General features: G+C 53.0%; 13 protein-coding genes. All 13 read left to right on the forward strand.

The annotated features are described in order from the left end of the window. The first annotated feature begins 40 nt into the window (after positions 1-40). The 13 genes from DPRO_RS05040 (at position 41) to DPRO_RS05100 (ending at position 17,695) form a co-directional block, all read left to right on the forward strand. Complete coding sequence (locus DPRO_RS05040; RefSeq protein ID WP_097011078.1) at positions 41-3,250, forward strand: DEAD/DEAH box helicase; 3,210 nt, start codon at positions 41-43, stop codon at positions 3,248-3,250. Between the two features lie 104 nt (positions 3,251-3,354). Continuing rightward, positions 3,355-4,242: a hypothetical protein gene (locus DPRO_RS05045; RefSeq protein WP_097011079.1), complete on the forward strand. Its 888-nt coding sequence runs from the start codon at positions 3,355-3,357 to the stop codon at positions 4,240-4,242. Positions 4,243-4,439: 197 nt separating this feature from the next. Then, the gene (locus tag DPRO_RS05050; protein ID WP_097013648.1) at positions 4,440-5,588 is read left to right on the forward strand and encodes an IS4 family transposase; all 1,149 of its coding nucleotides are present in this window, start codon (positions 4,440-4,442) and stop codon (positions 5,586-5,588) included. A 116-nt stretch (positions 5,589-5,704) separates the two neighbouring features. Then, on the forward strand, positions 5,705-7,072 hold the full coding sequence (locus DPRO_RS05055) for a sigma-54 interaction domain-containing protein (protein WP_097011080.1): 1,368 nt from the start codon (positions 5,705-5,707) through the stop codon (positions 7,070-7,072). A gap of 435 nt (positions 7,073-7,507) precedes the next feature. Further along, positions 7,508-8,628, forward strand: a protein-coding gene (locus tag DPRO_RS05060) for an IS3 family transposase (RefSeq protein ID WP_407681385.1) whose coding sequence is annotated in 2 segments (ribosomal slippage) — positions 7,508-7,783 and positions 7,786-8,628 — 1,119 coding nt in all. Because the reading frame shifts where the segments join, the coding sequence is not laid out codon by codon here. A gap of 233 nt (positions 8,629-8,861) precedes the next feature. Further along, positions 8,862-9,794, forward strand: a complete 933-nt coding sequence (locus DPRO_RS05065; RefSeq protein WP_097011081.1) for a DMT family transporter — start codon at positions 8,862-8,864, stop codon at positions 9,792-9,794. Between the two features lie 167 nt (positions 9,795-9,961). Beyond that, a complete protein-coding gene (locus DPRO_RS05070) occupies positions 9,962-10,459 on the forward strand; it encodes a (2Fe-2S)-binding protein (protein ID WP_097011082.1) in 498 nt (165 codons plus the stop codon). Beyond that, a complete protein-coding gene (locus tag DPRO_RS05075) occupies positions 10,452-12,821 on the forward strand; it encodes a xanthine dehydrogenase family protein molybdopterin-binding subunit (RefSeq protein WP_162291146.1) in 2,370 nt (789 codons plus the stop codon). The genes DPRO_RS05070 and DPRO_RS05075 overlap by 8 nt, the downstream gene beginning before the upstream one ends. Further along, the gene (locus tag DPRO_RS05080; protein WP_097011084.1) at positions 12,821-13,804 is read left to right on the forward strand and encodes an FAD binding domain-containing protein; all 984 of its coding nucleotides are present in this window, start codon (positions 12,821-12,823) and stop codon (positions 13,802-13,804) included. The genes DPRO_RS05075 and DPRO_RS05080 overlap by 1 nt, the downstream gene beginning before the upstream one ends. A gap of 24 nt (positions 13,805-13,828) precedes the next feature. After that, positions 13,829-14,443, forward strand: a complete 615-nt coding sequence (locus DPRO_RS05085; RefSeq protein ID WP_097011085.1) for a nucleotidyltransferase family protein — start codon at positions 13,829-13,831, stop codon at positions 14,441-14,443. A 7-nt stretch (positions 14,444-14,450) separates the two neighbouring features. Then, positions 14,451-15,266: a selenium-dependent molybdenum cofactor biosynthesis protein YqeB gene (gene yqeB, locus DPRO_RS05090; protein ID WP_097013649.1), complete on the forward strand. Its 816-nt coding sequence runs from the start codon at positions 14,451-14,453 to the stop codon at positions 15,264-15,266. Continuing rightward, positions 15,263-16,096: a selenium cofactor biosynthesis protein YqeC gene (gene yqeC, locus DPRO_RS05095; RefSeq protein WP_097011086.1), complete on the forward strand. Its 834-nt coding sequence runs from the start codon at positions 15,263-15,265 to the stop codon at positions 16,094-16,096. Before yqeB ends, yqeC begins: the two co-directional genes overlap by 4 nt. 15 nt (positions 16,097-16,111) lie before the next feature. After that, positions 16,112-17,695 (forward strand): BCCT family transporter, encoded by a 1,584-nt coding sequence (locus DPRO_RS05100; RefSeq protein WP_157917371.1) that lies wholly within the window; start codon positions 16,112-16,114, stop codon positions 17,693-17,695. Positions 17,696-17,714 lie beyond the last annotated feature (19 nt).

Raw genomic sequence — 17,714 nt, forward strand, 5'->3', positions numbered from 1 at the left:
GGACTGCCCTTTAGGAAATAATATAGGAAGTACAGAGTCCATGAGTAGCGGTGAAGAACAAATAGTCAAATCGATTCTGCAGGATTTCATTGGCGATTCGGTTCCGGAATATATTCTGGAAAGCGCCAAGGACGTCGTTGCGTCCAACGGAGTATCCAAGCTCGACCTGAAAAAGCGCGATCAATACTGGGATATTGATGGTTCGGTTCAAGGTGATGATTTTCAGAACTATACTTCTGAAATAGGATTAAACCTCAGCGAACAGTCCATCAACTATTATTGCAATTGTCCGGATTCCTTTTCCGGCGTCTGTCGTCACGTTGCAGCAACGGCCGTCAAACTCATGAATTCCCTGGATTCCGAGTCTGACGAAGAAGCCCCCATGGCCCGCACTGACTGGAAACAGACCTTTCGCCCCTTTTTCGCAACTGAGCTGGAACCGGAAGCAGGTCGACACTATCTCATTTACCGCATCTACCCGGAACATGGACGGCTGCAAGTAGCCTTTTTCCGAGCACGACAAAACAAGTCGGGCATCTCACAGGTACAGAACGAAGTTTCCCTTGCCCAAATTGTCGAGAACCCTGATTGGTGTGATTCTTCACCTGCACTACCGGGCGTTGCCGAACAGATCGGTCACTATCTTGATTACTGGGGACACAAGGTCGAGATTCCCGCTGGTCTTCACTCGTGGTTTTTCCGGGCAGTCAAGGGCGAGTACTACTTGTATCTCCGGGAAACAGACCAACCCGTGACTATTGAATCAAAGACCATGCAGCTCAAGCTTTCACCGGCATTGAGCGAAGATGGTTTGTCTTTCGAGATTCTCCTGTCGCGTGAAGACAAGATGCCCTTCTCCATCACCGATGAGGAGGAAATATATTTCTACGGTCGTCTGCCGCTGTGGGTATACTACAAGAACTCCTTCTATCCGGTACAGACCGGCCTTGATCCGAAGCTGGTTCAGGGCATGGTCGAGCAAAAGCCCATCGTACCCCACGCCGATGTTTCCGAATTCCTTGATCGCGTATGGACCAAGATACCTGTCTCCGACCTGTGGGGACAGGAGGACTTCCTGGAGCGCGTTGGTCCGATCTTCCAGAAAGCGGATTACAATCCCAAGCTGTATCTGGATGAAGAGGGGTCTCTGCTCGTACTCAAGGTGCAGAATATTTACGACAACGAACACGGCGAATTCCTGATGCCCGGTCCCAACCCGGACTTGCAGACCGGCAGCTACCACGAAGGTGGCAAGTCGTACCTGATTCGTCGTGCGCAGGACGAAGAAGCCCAGCTCATGACCGAACTGCAGGATATGGGGTTCCAGCCGAGGAACAATCATATCTGGTTCATGGAGCAGGAAGAAGCTATCAATTTCCTTCTCGACCACTATCCGCAACTCGTTGAGGCTTACCGCGTTTACGGTGAGCAAAACCTCACCCGCTACAAGGTCCGCACCACGCAACCCAATGTTGTGGCGGAAGTCGAAACCGATGAAGAGGAAAAGTGGTTCAACCTCGAACTGGCAGTCGAATACGACGACCAGCGCGTGCCCATCGAGATCATTTGGGAAGCCTGGACCAAAGGAAAGCGCTATGTACAGCTCAAAGACGGCTCGTACACCAGCCTCCCCGAATCCTGGTTGAACAGACTTGGCAACAAGCTCAAGGCCCTCGGCTTTGACCCGGAAAAGGCACCCAAGCAGCAGTTCAACCAGTATGAAGCGCCTGTTCTCGAAAAGATTCTCGAAGACCTCCCGCAGGCCCAGACCGATGAGTTCTTCGTCAACCTGAAAGAGAAGATCAATAATTTCGAAGAAATCAAAATCGTTGCGCAACCCAAGGAGTTGCAGGCTACTCTGCGCCCATATCAGGTGCAGGGTCTAAGCTATCTGAACTTCTTACGCGAGTATGGTTTCGGAGGCATCCTTGCCGATGAAATGGGACTGGGTAAGACCATTCAGACCCTTTCCTACATCCAGTCGTTGGTCGACAAAGGCATTGACGGTCCGAACCTGATCATCGTCCCGACCTCCGTACTGCCCAACTGGGAGCGCGAAGCAGAAAAGTTCGTCCCCGGACTCAAGCGCCTCACCATTTATGGTGCCAAGCGTGAAGAGCTGTTCCAGCACATCAAGGATTCGCATCTGGTCATCACCACCTATGCGCTTTTACGTCGTGATCTGGACGAATTGCTCAAGTACGATTACGCTAGCGTTATTCTTGATGAAGCACAGAACATCAAGAACCCGAACACCATCACCGCACGTTCCGTAAGAAAGCTTGAGGCCGGACTGCGCGTGTGTCTCTCGGGTACGCCCATTGAGAACAACCTCTTTGAGCTGTGGTCACTTTTCGAATTTCTCATGCCGGGCTTCCTCGGTTCGCAGCACTCGTTCCAGCGTGGTATCGTCAAACCCATCAAGGATGGCGACGAAGAAACGCTCGACTACCTGCGCACACGCGTAAAGCCGTTTATTCTGCGAAGGACAAAGTCGGAAGTGGCAAAAGATCTTCCGCCGAAGATCGAAACCACACATTACTGCGAACTGGTGGAAGAACAGCGAGAGCTGTACAACGCTCTGGCCATGAAACTGAAAGACCAGGTTTTGAGGGATGTCGAGGAAAAGGGCATGGCAAAATCGCAGATGTCCATTCTGGATGCCCTGTTGAAACTGCGTCAAATCTGTTGCCACCCTCGCCTGCTCAAGCTGGACATGCCGGGTGTTTCCACCAATCTGCCTTCTGGTAAATTCGATGCATTCAAAGACCTTGTTGTCGACATCATCGATGGTGGGCACAAGGTACTGGTGTTCTCGCAGTTCGTTAAGATGCTGCACGTCATCCGCAACTGGCTGCAGATCAGGGAAATCCCGTTCACCTATCTCGACGGTTCTTCCAAGGACCGCTTCGAGCAGGTCGACAAGTTCAATGAGAATGAAGACATTCCGATCTTCCTCATCTCGCTCAAGGCGGGTGGAACCGGCCTGAACCTCACCAGTGCCGACTATGTCATCCACTACGATCCATGGTGGAACCCTGCCGTGGAAAACCAGGCGACCGACCGTACACACCGTATCGGTCAGAAACGTCAGGTCTTCGCGTACAAGATGATTTGTCAGAATACCGTTGAGGAACGCATTCTCAAGCTGCAGGAGCAGAAAAAGGATGTGGCCGAGGCCATTATTCCTGGTCAGTCTGCACTCAAGAGCCTTACACGGGATGACCTGGAGATGCTGTTCGAGATTTAGTCGACTGGGCAGACACCTCTCAGGAATAATTCCTGTTTACACAAGTTAGTTGTACTGTTACTTTGCCCTACAGTCCAATTATCTGCTATATATCCAAGGTGTCTATGCAACCCATGATCAAAATATACCATGGTGCAACGTATGTATTCGACCCGTTGCACCACTTTTGGGAACACGATCGCACCCAGCGCTTTGTCGCGGGTGTGCTTGTGTTTGTCTTTCTTTTCGCCTTGGTCGCCATTGAGCTGAAACGGCAAGGATTACTGAGCGGCCATTTTGCCGAATTGGTCCCAACCAACCACTATATGGCAATCAACCTCGCGTTCACGCTTGTTCTCATCCTTGAGGTCGTCAGCCTCATCTTCACCTTGCCTTGTTCCATTTCAAAGGCAGTTGGTAAACAATTCGAGATACTTGCACTCATACTGCTCCGAAGCGCATTCAAGGCGTTGTCAGAGTTCCCTGAGCCAATAACCATCACAGGTCATGAACAGGAGTTGTGGATAATCCTCACCGACGGTGGTGGAGCGATTGTTATCTTTGCCCTTCTAGGGGTTTACAAGGTCTTGCGACGAAGTCTGGATGAGACAATTACCCGAGGGCCAACCTTGTTCCGGTTTGTTGCGGCCAAGAAAATCATCGCGCTAGCCATGCTGGTCATTTTCCTTTTCATGGGTGCCAAGAATATCTCTCTGTTTTTCTCTGGCAATGAGCCGTTCAACTTTTTCCAGAGCTTCTATACCGTTCTGATATTCAGCGACATCATGCTTGTCCTGACAGCCCAGCGGTACCTGCCATCATTCCGAGCTGTCTTCAGGAACTCAGGCTTTGCCCTGGCAACTCTTCTCATTCGACTGGCCCTGACAGCGCCCCCGTTCTACAATGTTGCCATTGGAACAGGTGCTGCTCTCTTCGCATGCGCTCTGACGCTCGTATACAATACGTTTTACTCACGAAATTCGAAATATCGACGCTATAGGGGCGTTAAATAACAAAAGCCCCGCAGACATGGCTGTCCGGTTAGGAACCGTTGGTATCCGTGGATTTCCGCATAAGCGTTGGTTTTCCTGGTAATGAATTTTTAATGGACATGTTTGACAGCCCATCGGAAAAGAAAATGTCCAAAATCTCTTCTGGTTATGATATGCAGATAGTGCTCAAACAACTGCAACCAAAGGAGATTTCGGACATGGCGCATCTTAACACGATCCTTCATCAAGTGCTATCCCTGATTCCCCGGTATGAATTCGAGGTCCTGGCCCGGGAACACAGTACTGGCAGGAGTCCTCGGACATTTTCTCGGTGGAATCAGTTCGCTTGTCTGCTCTTCATCCATCTGGCTGGTCGCCGAAGTATGCGCGACGGTATCAGGAGTCTGAGCGCAAACATCAGTCGATTGTATCATTTGGGCCTGCGCACTGTGGCCCGCTCCACCTTTGCCGATGCCAATTCCAAGCGCCCGGCCGAATTCTTCCAGGCACTTTTCGGCAAAATGTATCAGCGATGCGCGACCGTGGCCCCGGGCCACAAGTTCCGGTTCAAGACCAAACTCTTCAGCTTCGACTCCTCGGTCGTCAAACTCTGCCTGTCCGCCTTTCCCTGGGCCGACTTCCGCGCCAAGCGGGGCGGGATGAAACTTCATGTTGTTCTCGACCATGATGGCTATTTGCCTGCCTTCGTACGAGTCACCAAGGCCCGGCTGCACGATTCCAAGATGGCCAAGATGCTCAAGCTTCCCAAGGGTTCCATCGCCGTATTCGACAAGGCTTACATCAACTACTCCTGGTTCCGGATGCTCGGAGCTTCCAGCTTGTTCTTCGTGACCAGGCTCAAGACCAACGCCGTCTACAAGGTGCTCAAGCGATGTTCCGTAAGGAAAGGCACGGGCGTAACCTCGGACCACGTGATCAGCGTCACCATCAGGGGCGAGGAGCTGCGGCTCCGCCGCATCGGCTACCGAGATCCTGAAACCGGAAAATTCTACGAGTTCCTGACCAACCATTTCGACCTCTCACCCAAGACCATTGCCGACATCTACAAGGAGCGCTGGCAGATCGAGACGTTCTTCCGGCTCATCAAGCAGAACCTCCGCCTCAAAGCCTTTGTCGGCACTTCGGAAAACGCCGTGTTGAGCCAAGTCTATGTTGCCATGATCGCCTATCTCATTATGGCCTGGCTCAAATTCAAGTCCGGCATCGATTTTAGCCTCCAGCAGATGTTCCAACTGCTTCAGGTCAACCTCTTCGATCGACGGGAACTGGAGGGTATTTTCAAAACGCCGGGTGATAGCCACGACGACATCAACAACGATTACAGGCTATTAAGCTATGTCGATTAGCCGGACAGCAATGCCCCGCAGAGTATTCTTTCAAGCTGACACCTGCTATATTTTCTATCATTCGGAAAATACTCTTCCTTGCTTTCCATCCAGTTTGACGGCTATAGGGCAACCTTATGAGCAAAACAGAACACTTCGGATTGGATTTCGAAACCTTCGCGCGACTCATCGACAACATGCACGATGAGGTCATCATCTATGACAACAACTATCGTTTGCTCTACGTCAACAAAGCGTGCGAACGCCATTACGGTTTCACCCAGGAAGAAATGGTCGGCGTTCCGTTCTGGGAAATCGTCGAAAAGTATGCTGCCTGGAATAACCCTGCCCTACCCGCAGTCTACGAACATAAGCATCCGATCAAACAGGAGCAGCAAACATATCTTGGTTTGAACGTCCTGACCATCGCCGTCCCCATACTCGATGATCAAGGCGAGATCGAGTATGTCGTATTATCCATCCGTGACGACTTTCATAAGGGTCAAATTCCGAGCCTTAGCGAACTGAAAGAAGTTCGCCCCACCAGACAGGAAACTCGTCCTGAAGACATGATATACCACAGTAAGGCGATGGAAGATGTTGTGAAAGCTGCTCGAAAGGTAGGAGATCTCTGCGCCCCATGCCTGTTACTGGGAGAATCAGGTTGTGGCAAAAGCCTGCTCGCCAAGTTCATCCACTCCAACAGCAAACGGAGTGACAAGCCGTTCGTGATGGTTAACTGCGCGGCCATACCCGATCAACTTTTCGAGTCTGAACTATTCGGTCATGTGAAAGGTGCGTTCTCAGGAGCAACTCACGCCCGTGGCGGGCTCTTTGCCAAAGCAAAGGGCGGCACCTTGTTCCTCGATGAAATATCTGAATTGCCATTGCCCCTACAGGCCAAACTGCTACATGCAGTACAGGAAATGGAGTACCGGCCTGTGGGTAGCTCACAGACCGTCAAGGCGGATGTGCGTATTCTGGCAGCATCCAACCGCAATCTCAGTCGTATGGCCGAAGATGGAGCCTTTAGACAGGACCTGTTCTTTCGTCTTAATGTCTTTGATATTACTATCCCGCCACTGAGAGACCGTCCCGACGACCTCATGCCGCTCCTGTACTACTTCCTTAATCACTACGGGAAAAAACATGGCAAAGGTAAACACATCTCGCCCGAAGCCCAATCCATTCTCATGCAACATGCATGGCCGGGCAACGTCCGTGAACTAGCACATTTGGTAGAACGCCTGGTCGTGACCGCTGAGAGTGAGACCATCACCGTCGACCACCTGCCGACCACCTTATACAAAAACACCCCCTCCACCCCGACTGCGGTAAATCATGGTTCGCTTGATGACACTCTTGCTGAAGTCGAACGCAAGCTGATACTTGAGGCCAAAGCGCTTCATGGCAGCTCTCGCCAGGTAGCCAAAGCACTTGGAATCAGCCAAACCAGAGCCAGTCGCCTCATTCGTAAGTACACGTCCACATCCGAGTCAGAATAGACTCACGAGTCCAAAACGACTCACCCGCTCAATTAGTATACCCCTCCAAGCTTTCGCCTCAACAATGAGTCGAAAACGACTCGACTTCTCCCTTTTTATCGATTGCACAATCAATCAATAAATATCAACAACTTACTGTTTTAACAGCAGTAAAACCCCACATTTTTCTCCTCTCCCCTTGGCATGTGCCTTGCTCTCTTAAGGAAGCAAGAGACTACGAAACCGAGTACGAACTGCACGGTATTTCGCCAAAGGAGGATTTCGATCACGGTCACACCAAGGGGATAGATTCCGATCTCATAATTCCAGCATCCGCTTCCAGCATCGAGAAAAAGTCATGAGGAATGTCTCCTATGGAAGATGTGCGCTTTCCCCCGAAATTCGGACCACCGGTTAAGGTGGAGTCAGCGTCCTTAAACCGATAAGGAAGGACGCATGACAAAGAGCAGCAAAAGACGGAAACATTCGGACAAGTTTAAGGCCAAGGTCGCACTTGAGGCGATTCGTGGCGTGAAGACGCTTGCGCAACTGGCTGCGGAGTACAAAGTGCACCCCAATCAGATTTCCACGTGGAAGCGGCAGCTCCTTGAGAATGTCGATGACATCTTTTCCAGTGGCAAGAAAGCCAAAAGCCAGGAGGAGATAACCGCACCGTTATTTGAGGAGATCGGTCGGCTCAAGATGGACATCAAGTGGCTTGAAAAAAAGTTGTAAGCCTGCCGCTTGAGGTGCGCCGCCAGTGGATCAAACCAGATCGGGAGTATTCCATCCGGCGGCAATGCAAGTTGGCAGGCATTTCCCGTTCGGGATTTTACTACAAGCCTGTAGCCGAATCCGATGAAAATTTGGCCCTGATGCGTCTGATCGACGAGCAGTACCTGCGTCAGCCTGATTACGGCTCGCCGCGCATGACAGATTGGCTGAGGACACAAGGGCATCAGGTCAACCACAAGCGGGTTGAGCGACTGATGCAGATGATGGGCTTGCAGGCCATTACTCCAGGGCCGCATACGAGTGTCCCCAACCCGGAGCATCCCGTGTTTCCTTATCTGCTGAAAGGAGTTGCCATTGAACGAAAAAATCAAGTCTGGAGCGCTGATATCACCTACATCCCCATGCAGCGCGGCTTTCTGTACCTGGTGGCAGTGATAGACTGGTGGAGCCGCTTCGTGCTGGCTTGGGAGCTATCGAACTCGATGGATAGTTCTTTCTGCGTGGATGCGCTCAACAAGGCTTTGCGCATCTCTACGCCGGAGGTGTTCAACACGGACCAGGGAGCGCAGTTCACGAGTCGTGAATTTACCGGAGTTCTGCAGAGCAAGGGAATTGCAATCAGCATGGACGGCAAAGGTCGCGCAATCGACAACGTCTTCATTGAGCGGCTGTGGTGGACGGTGAAATATGAGGATATTTACCCCAGGGCGTACTGTGATGGGATCGAGCTATACCATGGGCTTACGCGCTATTTTCGGTACTACAACGAGGAGCGCGGTCATTCGTCGTTGGACAAAAGAACTCCCGCTGACGTATACAGGGGCAACTTGAATGTTCATTGACTTGGCTCGTAGCCGTTGCTCCGCTCCGCCCTCGGCCCTTCGGGCCGCCCCTACGGGGACGGGCTACGCTCCACAACGGCTATGGCGACCCGCCTCCTCGGAGGCACAAACTCGGACGCCGGGCTCCACCTTAAAAAGACCGATCAGTGGTCCAAAGGATGGGGGGAGGCGCAATGTGCAGAAGCCAAACAGGAATAATGAATGACTCACAATTTACCATGAGGAGAAAAACAATGTTTAAAAATCAAGTTGTTGTTGGTTCACTCTACGCACTCTGTGCCACAGTCCTTTGGGCTGGTGCATTCATTATTGCTCGCCTGGCTGTCGGTGAAATTTCGCCCATGACCCTGGGGGCCACCCGTTGGGGCATGGCACTGCTTATTCTCAGCACATTCATGTTGCCCACAGTCAAAAAGGAATGGCCCATAGCCAAAACCTTCCTGCCGCAGATTATCGCAGCCGCTCTCTTCGGTGTAGCCGCATACTCCCCGCTCAGTTATTTCGCGGCACAGACCACCTCTGCAATCAACCTCTCCCTCATTTCCGTGACCACCCCGATCTTCATCGTCATAATTGCAGCCGGTATGGGACAAAAACAGTCCATCAATACCTGGGCTGGCTGTATCGTGGCTCTGCTGGGCTCCTTCTATCTCGTATCCGGTGGTAACATCGACAAGATCCTGGGCATGCAGTTCGCAGCGGGTGATATCCTGATGCTCGCAGCCGCTGTCGGTTTCGCCATATACAGCCTCATCCTCAAAAAGACTCCCGAAGGACTGTCCGGCGGTACCATCATGTACCTGATGTCCTTCTTCGCCGTGCTGATGCTCATTCCTTGCGTTATCTGGGAATCCACCCAGCCCTCCATGGTCTTCAACATGAACGGCATCGTTCTCCTCTCCATTACTTTCTCCGCCATCTGTTCTTCCATCATCGCATGGTGGACGTGGAACATCGGCCTCAAGAAGGCAGGACCGGAGTTGTGCGGCATGATTTACTACTCCCTGCCTCTGTGGGGCGGCGTCTTTGCATACATCTTCCTGGGCGAGCAGATGACCTCTGTTCACTACATCTCCGGGGCGCTGATCATCGGCGGTATCGTCTGGGCCAGCCGTGGCGCAAAAAAAGCACCGGTCGAAATTGAAGCGACGCCCAACGAGACCTAAGACTTCGCGCCTTGAAATATACCGGGGCAGGCCCATTGCTTTCCCCGGTCTTCCACTCGACAGGGGATACAAAACGCCACAGAGGTTCGCGCCTCATCAGGCACATCACAATGAAGTCGCGGCCCACTTCAGACCGCGGATAGACCACAGATCAAGGAACCAAAGCAATGAATGGACAACAGAAAAGACTCATCCAGCTTACGGTGAACGGAGAAGTTCAGACTCTGCCGGTTGAATCGCATTGGACGCTTTCCTCCGTGCTGCGAAACGGTTGCGGCCAAACCGGCACAAAGGAAGCGTGTGACGAGGGCGCCTGTGGCGCGTGTACTGTACTTATTAATGGCGTGGCTGTGCCCGCTTGCATGGTGTTGGCCGTGGAGCAGGAAGGAAAGGACATTGAGACCATCGAAGGGTTGTCCGTAAACGGCAAGCTGCACCCCATTCAGGAGGCTTGGCTCGAAGAATACGGCGCCCAGTGCGGTTTCTGCTCTCCCGGCATGATCATGACCACCAAGTATCTGTTGAGCAAGAACCCCAATCCTACGGACGACGAAATCAAGGAAGCCCTTGGAGGCAACCTCTGCATCTGTAGCAACTACGAACACATTATCAATGCCGTGCGTAGTGCCGCCAAAAAAATATCCAAGGAGCAGACACATGTTTAAGACCAAATCCGTAGGCCAGTCCGTCCGCCAGAAGGATGGCGCCCCCCGCGTTACAGGCGATGCAAAATACTATGCAGATGTCTTACTTCCCGACATGCTGCAGACCCGCATCCTGCGCAGTCCTTATCCGGCAGCCGACATCATCAGCATAGACACCTCCGAAGCAGAAGCCGTTCCGGGCGTAAGGCTCGTCATGACCCATGAGAACTTCCCCAAGGCGTTCCGCAAAAGCCTGTATTATGTCGGCGACCTCGTGGCAGCAGTCATAGCTACCGATGCCACCATTGCCGAAGAAGCCATGGAACTCATCAAGGTCGAATACGAAAAAAAGAAATTCGTTCTGAACCTCGAAGACGCCATCAACCCGGACTCTCCCCAGGTTTTCGAGGGAGTGGACAATTGCCATGATTGGGAATTCCACTACTACATGAGTGACCGCGATCCCGAAACACGACTTTTCAAAACCAAGACTCAGGCAGAGTACAACGGTTTTGGAGATATCGATAAGGGGTTTGCCGAAGCAGATGTCGTTGTCGAACAAAAGGGTCTCAAATACGCTTACTGCAAAAGCCCCGCAATGGAGCCTCGCGGTTGCACCGCCCACTACGACGGCAACAAGCTCAATGTATACACCCACTCCCAGGGACTGCACGATGAGAAACTCTGTCTGGCTCAGGCCCTCGGCATCAACTCCAGTATGCTCAATTACATTTCGCCCTACACTGGCTCCAGCTTTGGCGGAAAGAACGCATTCCCTCTGGATCGCAACATCGCATCCCACTACCTGATGGTGGCCGGGCTTGCCACTCTGGAACTGCACAAACCCGTACACTGCAGCTACTCAAGAGAAGAAGAGATGCTTTGCGGTTGGTCCCGTGGCAGTATTGGTGATGTCAAAGTCGGCTTCAAGAAAGACGGCACATTAACGACCATGGACTTCTTCCACTGGCAGGAGTGTGGCGCAGGCGGAGACAAATACCCGACCAAAAATGCAATCCTCGCTACCGGAGCAGTCCTTTACTCTCGAAATGTCGAGCACCAACGCAGCCGGATTCGCTACGTTCACACCAACCGTTTCTGCTGCAACGGCTGGCAGGGATATGGCGTTCCCGAAGGGACCTACGCGGTGGAAACCACCATGGATATCGCTGCGTACCAGATGGGTATCGATCCGGTCGAAATTCGCAAGAAGAACTGCATGCGCGCAGGCGATATCGACTCCGGCTGGGACCCGCTGACTTACAAATCCGCCTATATCTCTTCCTCCGGCATCCGCGACTGCCTCGATAAAGGCGCAGAGTATGTGGATTGGAAAAACAAATGGCAGCACCCCAGAGAAAAGACAGGGCGCATCCGCAGCGGTATGGGCGTGGCCATCTTTGCCATGGCCGCAGGTCGCCCCGGGCCGGGCAACTCCAGTGAAGCCATGGTCAAGGTTTTCCCAGACGGCACTGCGGCCTTCGTCTGCGCCGTCGCGGACATAGGACAGGGCCAGCACACCGTGCAGACCCAGATCGTTGCTGACGTCCTGGGCCTCCCTTACGAAAAGATCGGGCTGGTCTGCCACGATACAGACTCCACTCCATTCGCCACACTGGTCGCCAGTAGTTGCGGAACGTGGATTCAGGGCTGGGCCACATACGGTGCGGCACTGGATGCCAAAAACAAGGTGCTCGGATTGGCAGCAGAAAAGCTGGGAGTACCGGCTGAGAAACTGACCATGGATGAAAACGGAATCCATGTCGTGGGCGACAGAAGCAAGAACATATCCTTCTCAGACGCATTCGGCACCCGTGGCCACTATGGCGGCGTTCATGAAGTGGTCGGCTACTATGTCCACAATTCTCCCACTAGCATCAATGACAAGGGGGAGAAGAAGGATGGAATCTACCTTCCCAAGGAAAAAGGTGCTCAGTTCATCACCCTTGATGTGGATACAGAGACCGGCATCATCTCCAACGTTCAGGTCGTGATGGCCCAAAACGTGGGTAAAGCGCTGAACCCAAAGATCGTTGCAGGACAAATGCTTGGCTCACGGCACGGCATTGAGAACGCAACACTGGCAAACGACTGCATCGTGGACAAGCGCAACGGCTGGCTCATGACACCCAACTGGGTCGATTACCGGCACTCCACTGCCATGGATTGCGATGTAACTCCCTTGATAGTCGAGAAGCCCGGTGATCCGAGTCACCCGCTCGGAGCCACGGCCTGTGGCGAAGGCGCAGCCTGCCCCACCTTGGCCTCATTCTCCAACGCCCTGTACAACGCTATTGGCGTCCGCATTCTGGAGACACCGTTCACACCTGAAAAAATCCTCACCGCACTGGGCAAGATCCAGGACAAAAGGAGGAAAAAATAATGAAACGTTTCGATCACTTCAATGCCACTACAGTGGAAGAAGCAGTTACGCTCCTTAATGAGAGCGAAGGACCGAGCTATGTCATCGCCGGAGGCAGTGACCTCATGGGGTGTCTTAAGGACAACCTGTGGATGGAAAGCCCCGAGCGAATAGTCAACCTCAAGACTATCCCGGGCCTCAAAGAGCTTCATGTGGATGATGATGGCCTCCACATCGGAGCCATGGTCACCCTGACCGAGATCGCCGAGTCCGATACAGTCAAGGAACAGTGGCCCGGACTGGCCGAGGCTGCCCGCCGCACCGGATCGCCGCTGCTGCGCAACATGGGCACTATTGCCGGAAACATCTGTCAGGAGAACCGCTGCTGGTACTACCGCTATCCCGATAAGATCGGTGGTCGCATCGACTGTGTACGCAAGGGCGGCAAGCGTTGCCTTGCTGTTCCCGGAGACCACCGTTTCCACTCCATATTCGGCCAGGTCAACAAATGCATTGCCGTCAATCCCAGTGATACGGCCCCAGCTCTTGTTGCCCTTGAGGCCACTATCAAGACTACCAAGCGCGACATTCCCGTGGATGAATTTTTCTCCGCAGAGATGGGCGCACAATCCACTGTTCTGGATCGTGATGAAATCGTCACCGAAATCATCATTCCGACTCCGAAAGCCGGTTCCTTCAGTGCCTTTGAAAAGATCGCCTACCGCAAGTCCATTGACTTCGCCATCGTGAACTGCGCTGTCTCGATCACCATCAAGGACGACAAGGTCACGGCTGCCCGCATCTGCCTCAACGGTGTGCACAACAACCCGCGCCGTTGCGAGACCTCCGAGGAGTTGCTCATCGGCAAGAAGTTGACTGATGCAGTCGCACAGGAAGCAGGAGAGCTGGCCGTGGCTGAAGCAAAACCGCTTTTCCAGAACATCTACAAGGTCCAGATGGCCAAAACCATCGTAACCGACACGCTTCTGGAATGTAACAACTAACAAGGAACTAAGGATAAACCTGCCATGAACAAGTTAGAGATCAACGTTTCCGGCGTCATTCTCGCTGCAGGTAAAGCCTCCCGCATGGGGAGGGACAAACTGTCCCTCCCCTTCCGCGGAAAGCCACTGCTCCAGCACGTCATCAATGCTGCCCGCCAGTCCTGTCTCAAAAGTGTGACCGTCGTCATACCCGAGGCATCCGGGCTGGAGCAGGCCCTCGACATGAGGGGATGCAAGATTGTCAACGTAGTACGGCAAGATTTCGGCCAGGCTGAATCGTTAAAAGCCGGGCTACGGGCTGCAATGGATGGAGTGGACGGGTGCATGGTTCTCCTCGGAGATCAGCCGCTAATCACTACAGACACCATTGACATGCTGGCAGGGGCATTCGCTCAGCAACACGAGTGCTGGGTAGCACCAGTGCAGGAAGGCATGCGTGGAAATCCTATTACCATCCCATCCACATGGTTTCCCAGGGTGTTTGAACTCGAAGGCGATACCGGAGCTCGCCCTCTGCTGGCTGAGCCAGGCCTGGCCCTGCGCCTCGTGCGCATCAACGAGGTCGGCCCGTTCATTGATGTGGATACAGAGCCTGAATATCAGCGACTTCTTGAGAAATACGAAACCAGGACCGCGTAAGATGATCATGAACACGACACTCCCCACTATCGTCATTCGCGGTGCAGGCGACCTCGCCACCGGTGTAGCTCTGCGACTCTACAGAGCCGGACTGCGCAATATCGTCATGCTGGAAACACCCGCTCCTCTGGCTGTTCGCCGCACGGTCGCGTTTTCCGAATGCATCAAGCATGACACCATGACCGTGGAAGAGGTAACTGCTGTATGCATAGACTCTGCTAACGACACTGCAAGAGCATGGGCGGCAGGCGACATCCCTGTTCTGGTGGACCCCGAAGCAACAACACTGCCCGATTTACAACCTGAAATTGTAGTGGACGCCATCATTGCCAAACGCAACTTTGGTACTGACATATCCATGGCCCCGCTGGTCATCGGACTCGGCCCCGGTTTCGTGGCTGGCAAGGATGTTCATGTCGTTATCGAAACCATGCGCGGACACCATCTCGGTCGTGTCATCACAGACGGCCCCGCCAAACCTAACACCGGCATTCCCGGAACCATCGCCGGCTACAGTATAGAACGTGTCTGCTGGGCCGAAACGTCAGGAATTTTCACTACTGCTTTCAATATTGGCGACACCATCGGCAAAGGCGAAGAACTGGGTCGCGTGGATAACACCCCCGTACTCGCCAAGGTCGACGGAGTTATACGCGGCTTATTGCGAAACGGAACTCCTGTAAAAAATCATACAAAGCTGGGGGATGTAGACCCACGAGGAACGGGTTCCTACTGCAATCTGGCATCCGACAAGGCCATGGCCATCGGCGGTGGCGTACTCGAAGCCATCTGCAACCATATTTTCACGAAGAGGTTATTATGACCTTAGCCGCAAGTTCGTGTGCCATCGCTCAGCTCATTTCGCCAAGCCATCGACTCATCACCGTCGTTGGAGCGGGTGGAAAGACCTCCCTTATAAACTGGCTCGGTATGCAGATACTGCCACCTGAGAAACGAGTCATTATCACTTCGACAACAAAGATATTCCCGCGCCATAACGTATGCACCATCCTCAATGACGGCCAGCCAGACTTCATAGACAGGATCGAACAGGCTCTTGACCGGCATCGCAAAGTAGTCGTGGCTCAACAACTGGACACCCGGAGCGGCAAGCTCATCGGCCTGTCGCCGGCCTTTGTTACTCATCTACGAAATCGCAACATCGCCGATACCATTCTGGTAGAAGCCGACGGTGCAGCCCACAAGCCGCTCAAGGCCCCGGCTGAGCACGAACCCGTAATCCCGCTGGAATCCGATCTTTGCATCGGCGTCATGGGACTGGATGCCATGTATCTCCCTTTGACTGAGGCCAATGTGCATCGTCATGAAATTTTTTCGCACATTACCAAACTTCTGCCCGGTGAACCCATCACCCCGAAGCAGATGCTGGACATAGCTGTTGCCCCCAACGGTCTATTCAAGGGAAGCCCGGCCACAAGCAAACTGGCAGTGGTGCTCAATAAAACTGACATCCCCGGCGGTGGATATCGTGTCCAAGAGATTGAGCGTATTCTGCCGCAAGAGCAAAGGACAAGAAACTACGCATGGTTTACGGGCTCGATCCTGAACGGGCAATTACATCGCATCGATGCCGGTCCGCCCATTATGACTGAACCAATCAATAATAGACCTGAGTGTTTCCATCGAATTTAAAAGCAGGAGATGACCATGTCCAAAGAACAGAAAATCTCACTTACCACGCTCTCCACCTGCCCTCCTGAGAAAGGCGGCGTCTGTCTCGTCTGCTTCTTCGGTGCTCTGTTCATCATCCTGACCGCCTGTATCCCATTGTTCATGTACCCCGAAGAAGGGGAACGAATAATCAACACAATGTTTGAGTTTGTAACCGTGGAAATGGGCTGGCTCTATATGCTGGCAGGAGCCGCGATATTTCTTCTGCTGATGTGGTTCGCGTTCGGCCCCTTTGGTAGCAAGCGCCTTGGAGACAAGGTTGAGTACTCCACTTTTTCCTGGATCGGCATGCTTTTTTGCGCAGGCGTGGGCGCTGGCATCATGTTCGGCGGCTCCATCGACTGGGCCTATTATGCGGCCTATCCCATGCATGGTGAGCCTGCCGGTACCATGAAAGCTCTGGAATGGGGCACCGCCTATGGCATGTTCCACTGGGGCCCCATCTGCTGGTCCATCTACGCAGTCATGGCCGTACCCATCGGCTACAGTTACTACGTCAAGCGTGTCCCCATTCTGAATATTTCCCAGGCTTGCACCGGACTATTGGGCAACCGGGTCAATGGCTGGCAAGGCAAGCTCATCGATATCATGTTCATGACCGGTTTAGTGGCGGGTTCCGCCACTGCCCTGGGGCTTGGTATCCCCATTGTTGCCGCAGCCATTTCATCCGTTACCGGCATGGAACACTCTTTCTGGATGGAGTTTGGCACACTCTTATTTGTAACTACCATCTTCTGTGTCTCCTCCAGCCTGGGACTGAAAAAGGGCCTGAGCAAGCTCTCGGACTTCAACGTACTGGCCGCCTTGGCACTGATGCTATTTGTGTTCATTTTCGGCCCTACCCTGTTCCTGACAGACATGGCTATTTCATCGCTCGGTCTGATGATTTCCGAGCTTGTCACCCTGGCCACATGGATGGACCCCATGGAAACGTCCGGATTCACCAAGGACTGGACGATATTCTACTATGCATGGTTTGTGGCCTATGCCCCGTTCATGTCCCTGTTCATCGCAAAAATTTCTCGTGGGCGCACCGTGCGCGAGGTGGTCCTCGGCCCCGTCATTATCGCATCCCTTGGCTGCGGCTGCTTCTATCTTGTTTTCGGCAACTTCGGCTTGCACCTCCAGTTAACAGGTCAACTTGATGTCATATCAATGGTCAAATCCGTAAAAGGCGCTACCGCCATCATGGCTATTGCCGATTTCATGCCCATGGCCTCACTTTACAAAGTTATTTTCGGTGCGGTGACCGCCATATCCATGGCCACTACCTTTGATGCAGTCTCTTTCGCATTGGCAGCCACCACCACCCTCAAATTGACACCCGATGAAGAACCTGCCCGCTGGAACCGTTTGTTCTGGGCAATATCACTCGGCATGCTGCCCACCGGCATCATGCTCATCGATGGACCACTTTCGGTACTGCAAACCGCATCCATTGTGGTCGGCCTGCCAGTACTTGGTGTCATCGTCATCGGTGTCACCTCATTTCTCAAGGAATACCGGCAAACTGGTTGGGTCGAATACGACTCCGCAGCCTGTACTCCTCGAGATCTGTAACCAAGCCACCTCATAGGAA

The organism is Pseudodesulfovibrio profundus (genome assembly GCF_900217235.1).
Classification (GTDB): Bacteria; Desulfobacterota; Desulfovibrionia; order Desulfovibrionales; family Desulfovibrionaceae; genus Pseudodesulfovibrio; species Pseudodesulfovibrio profundus.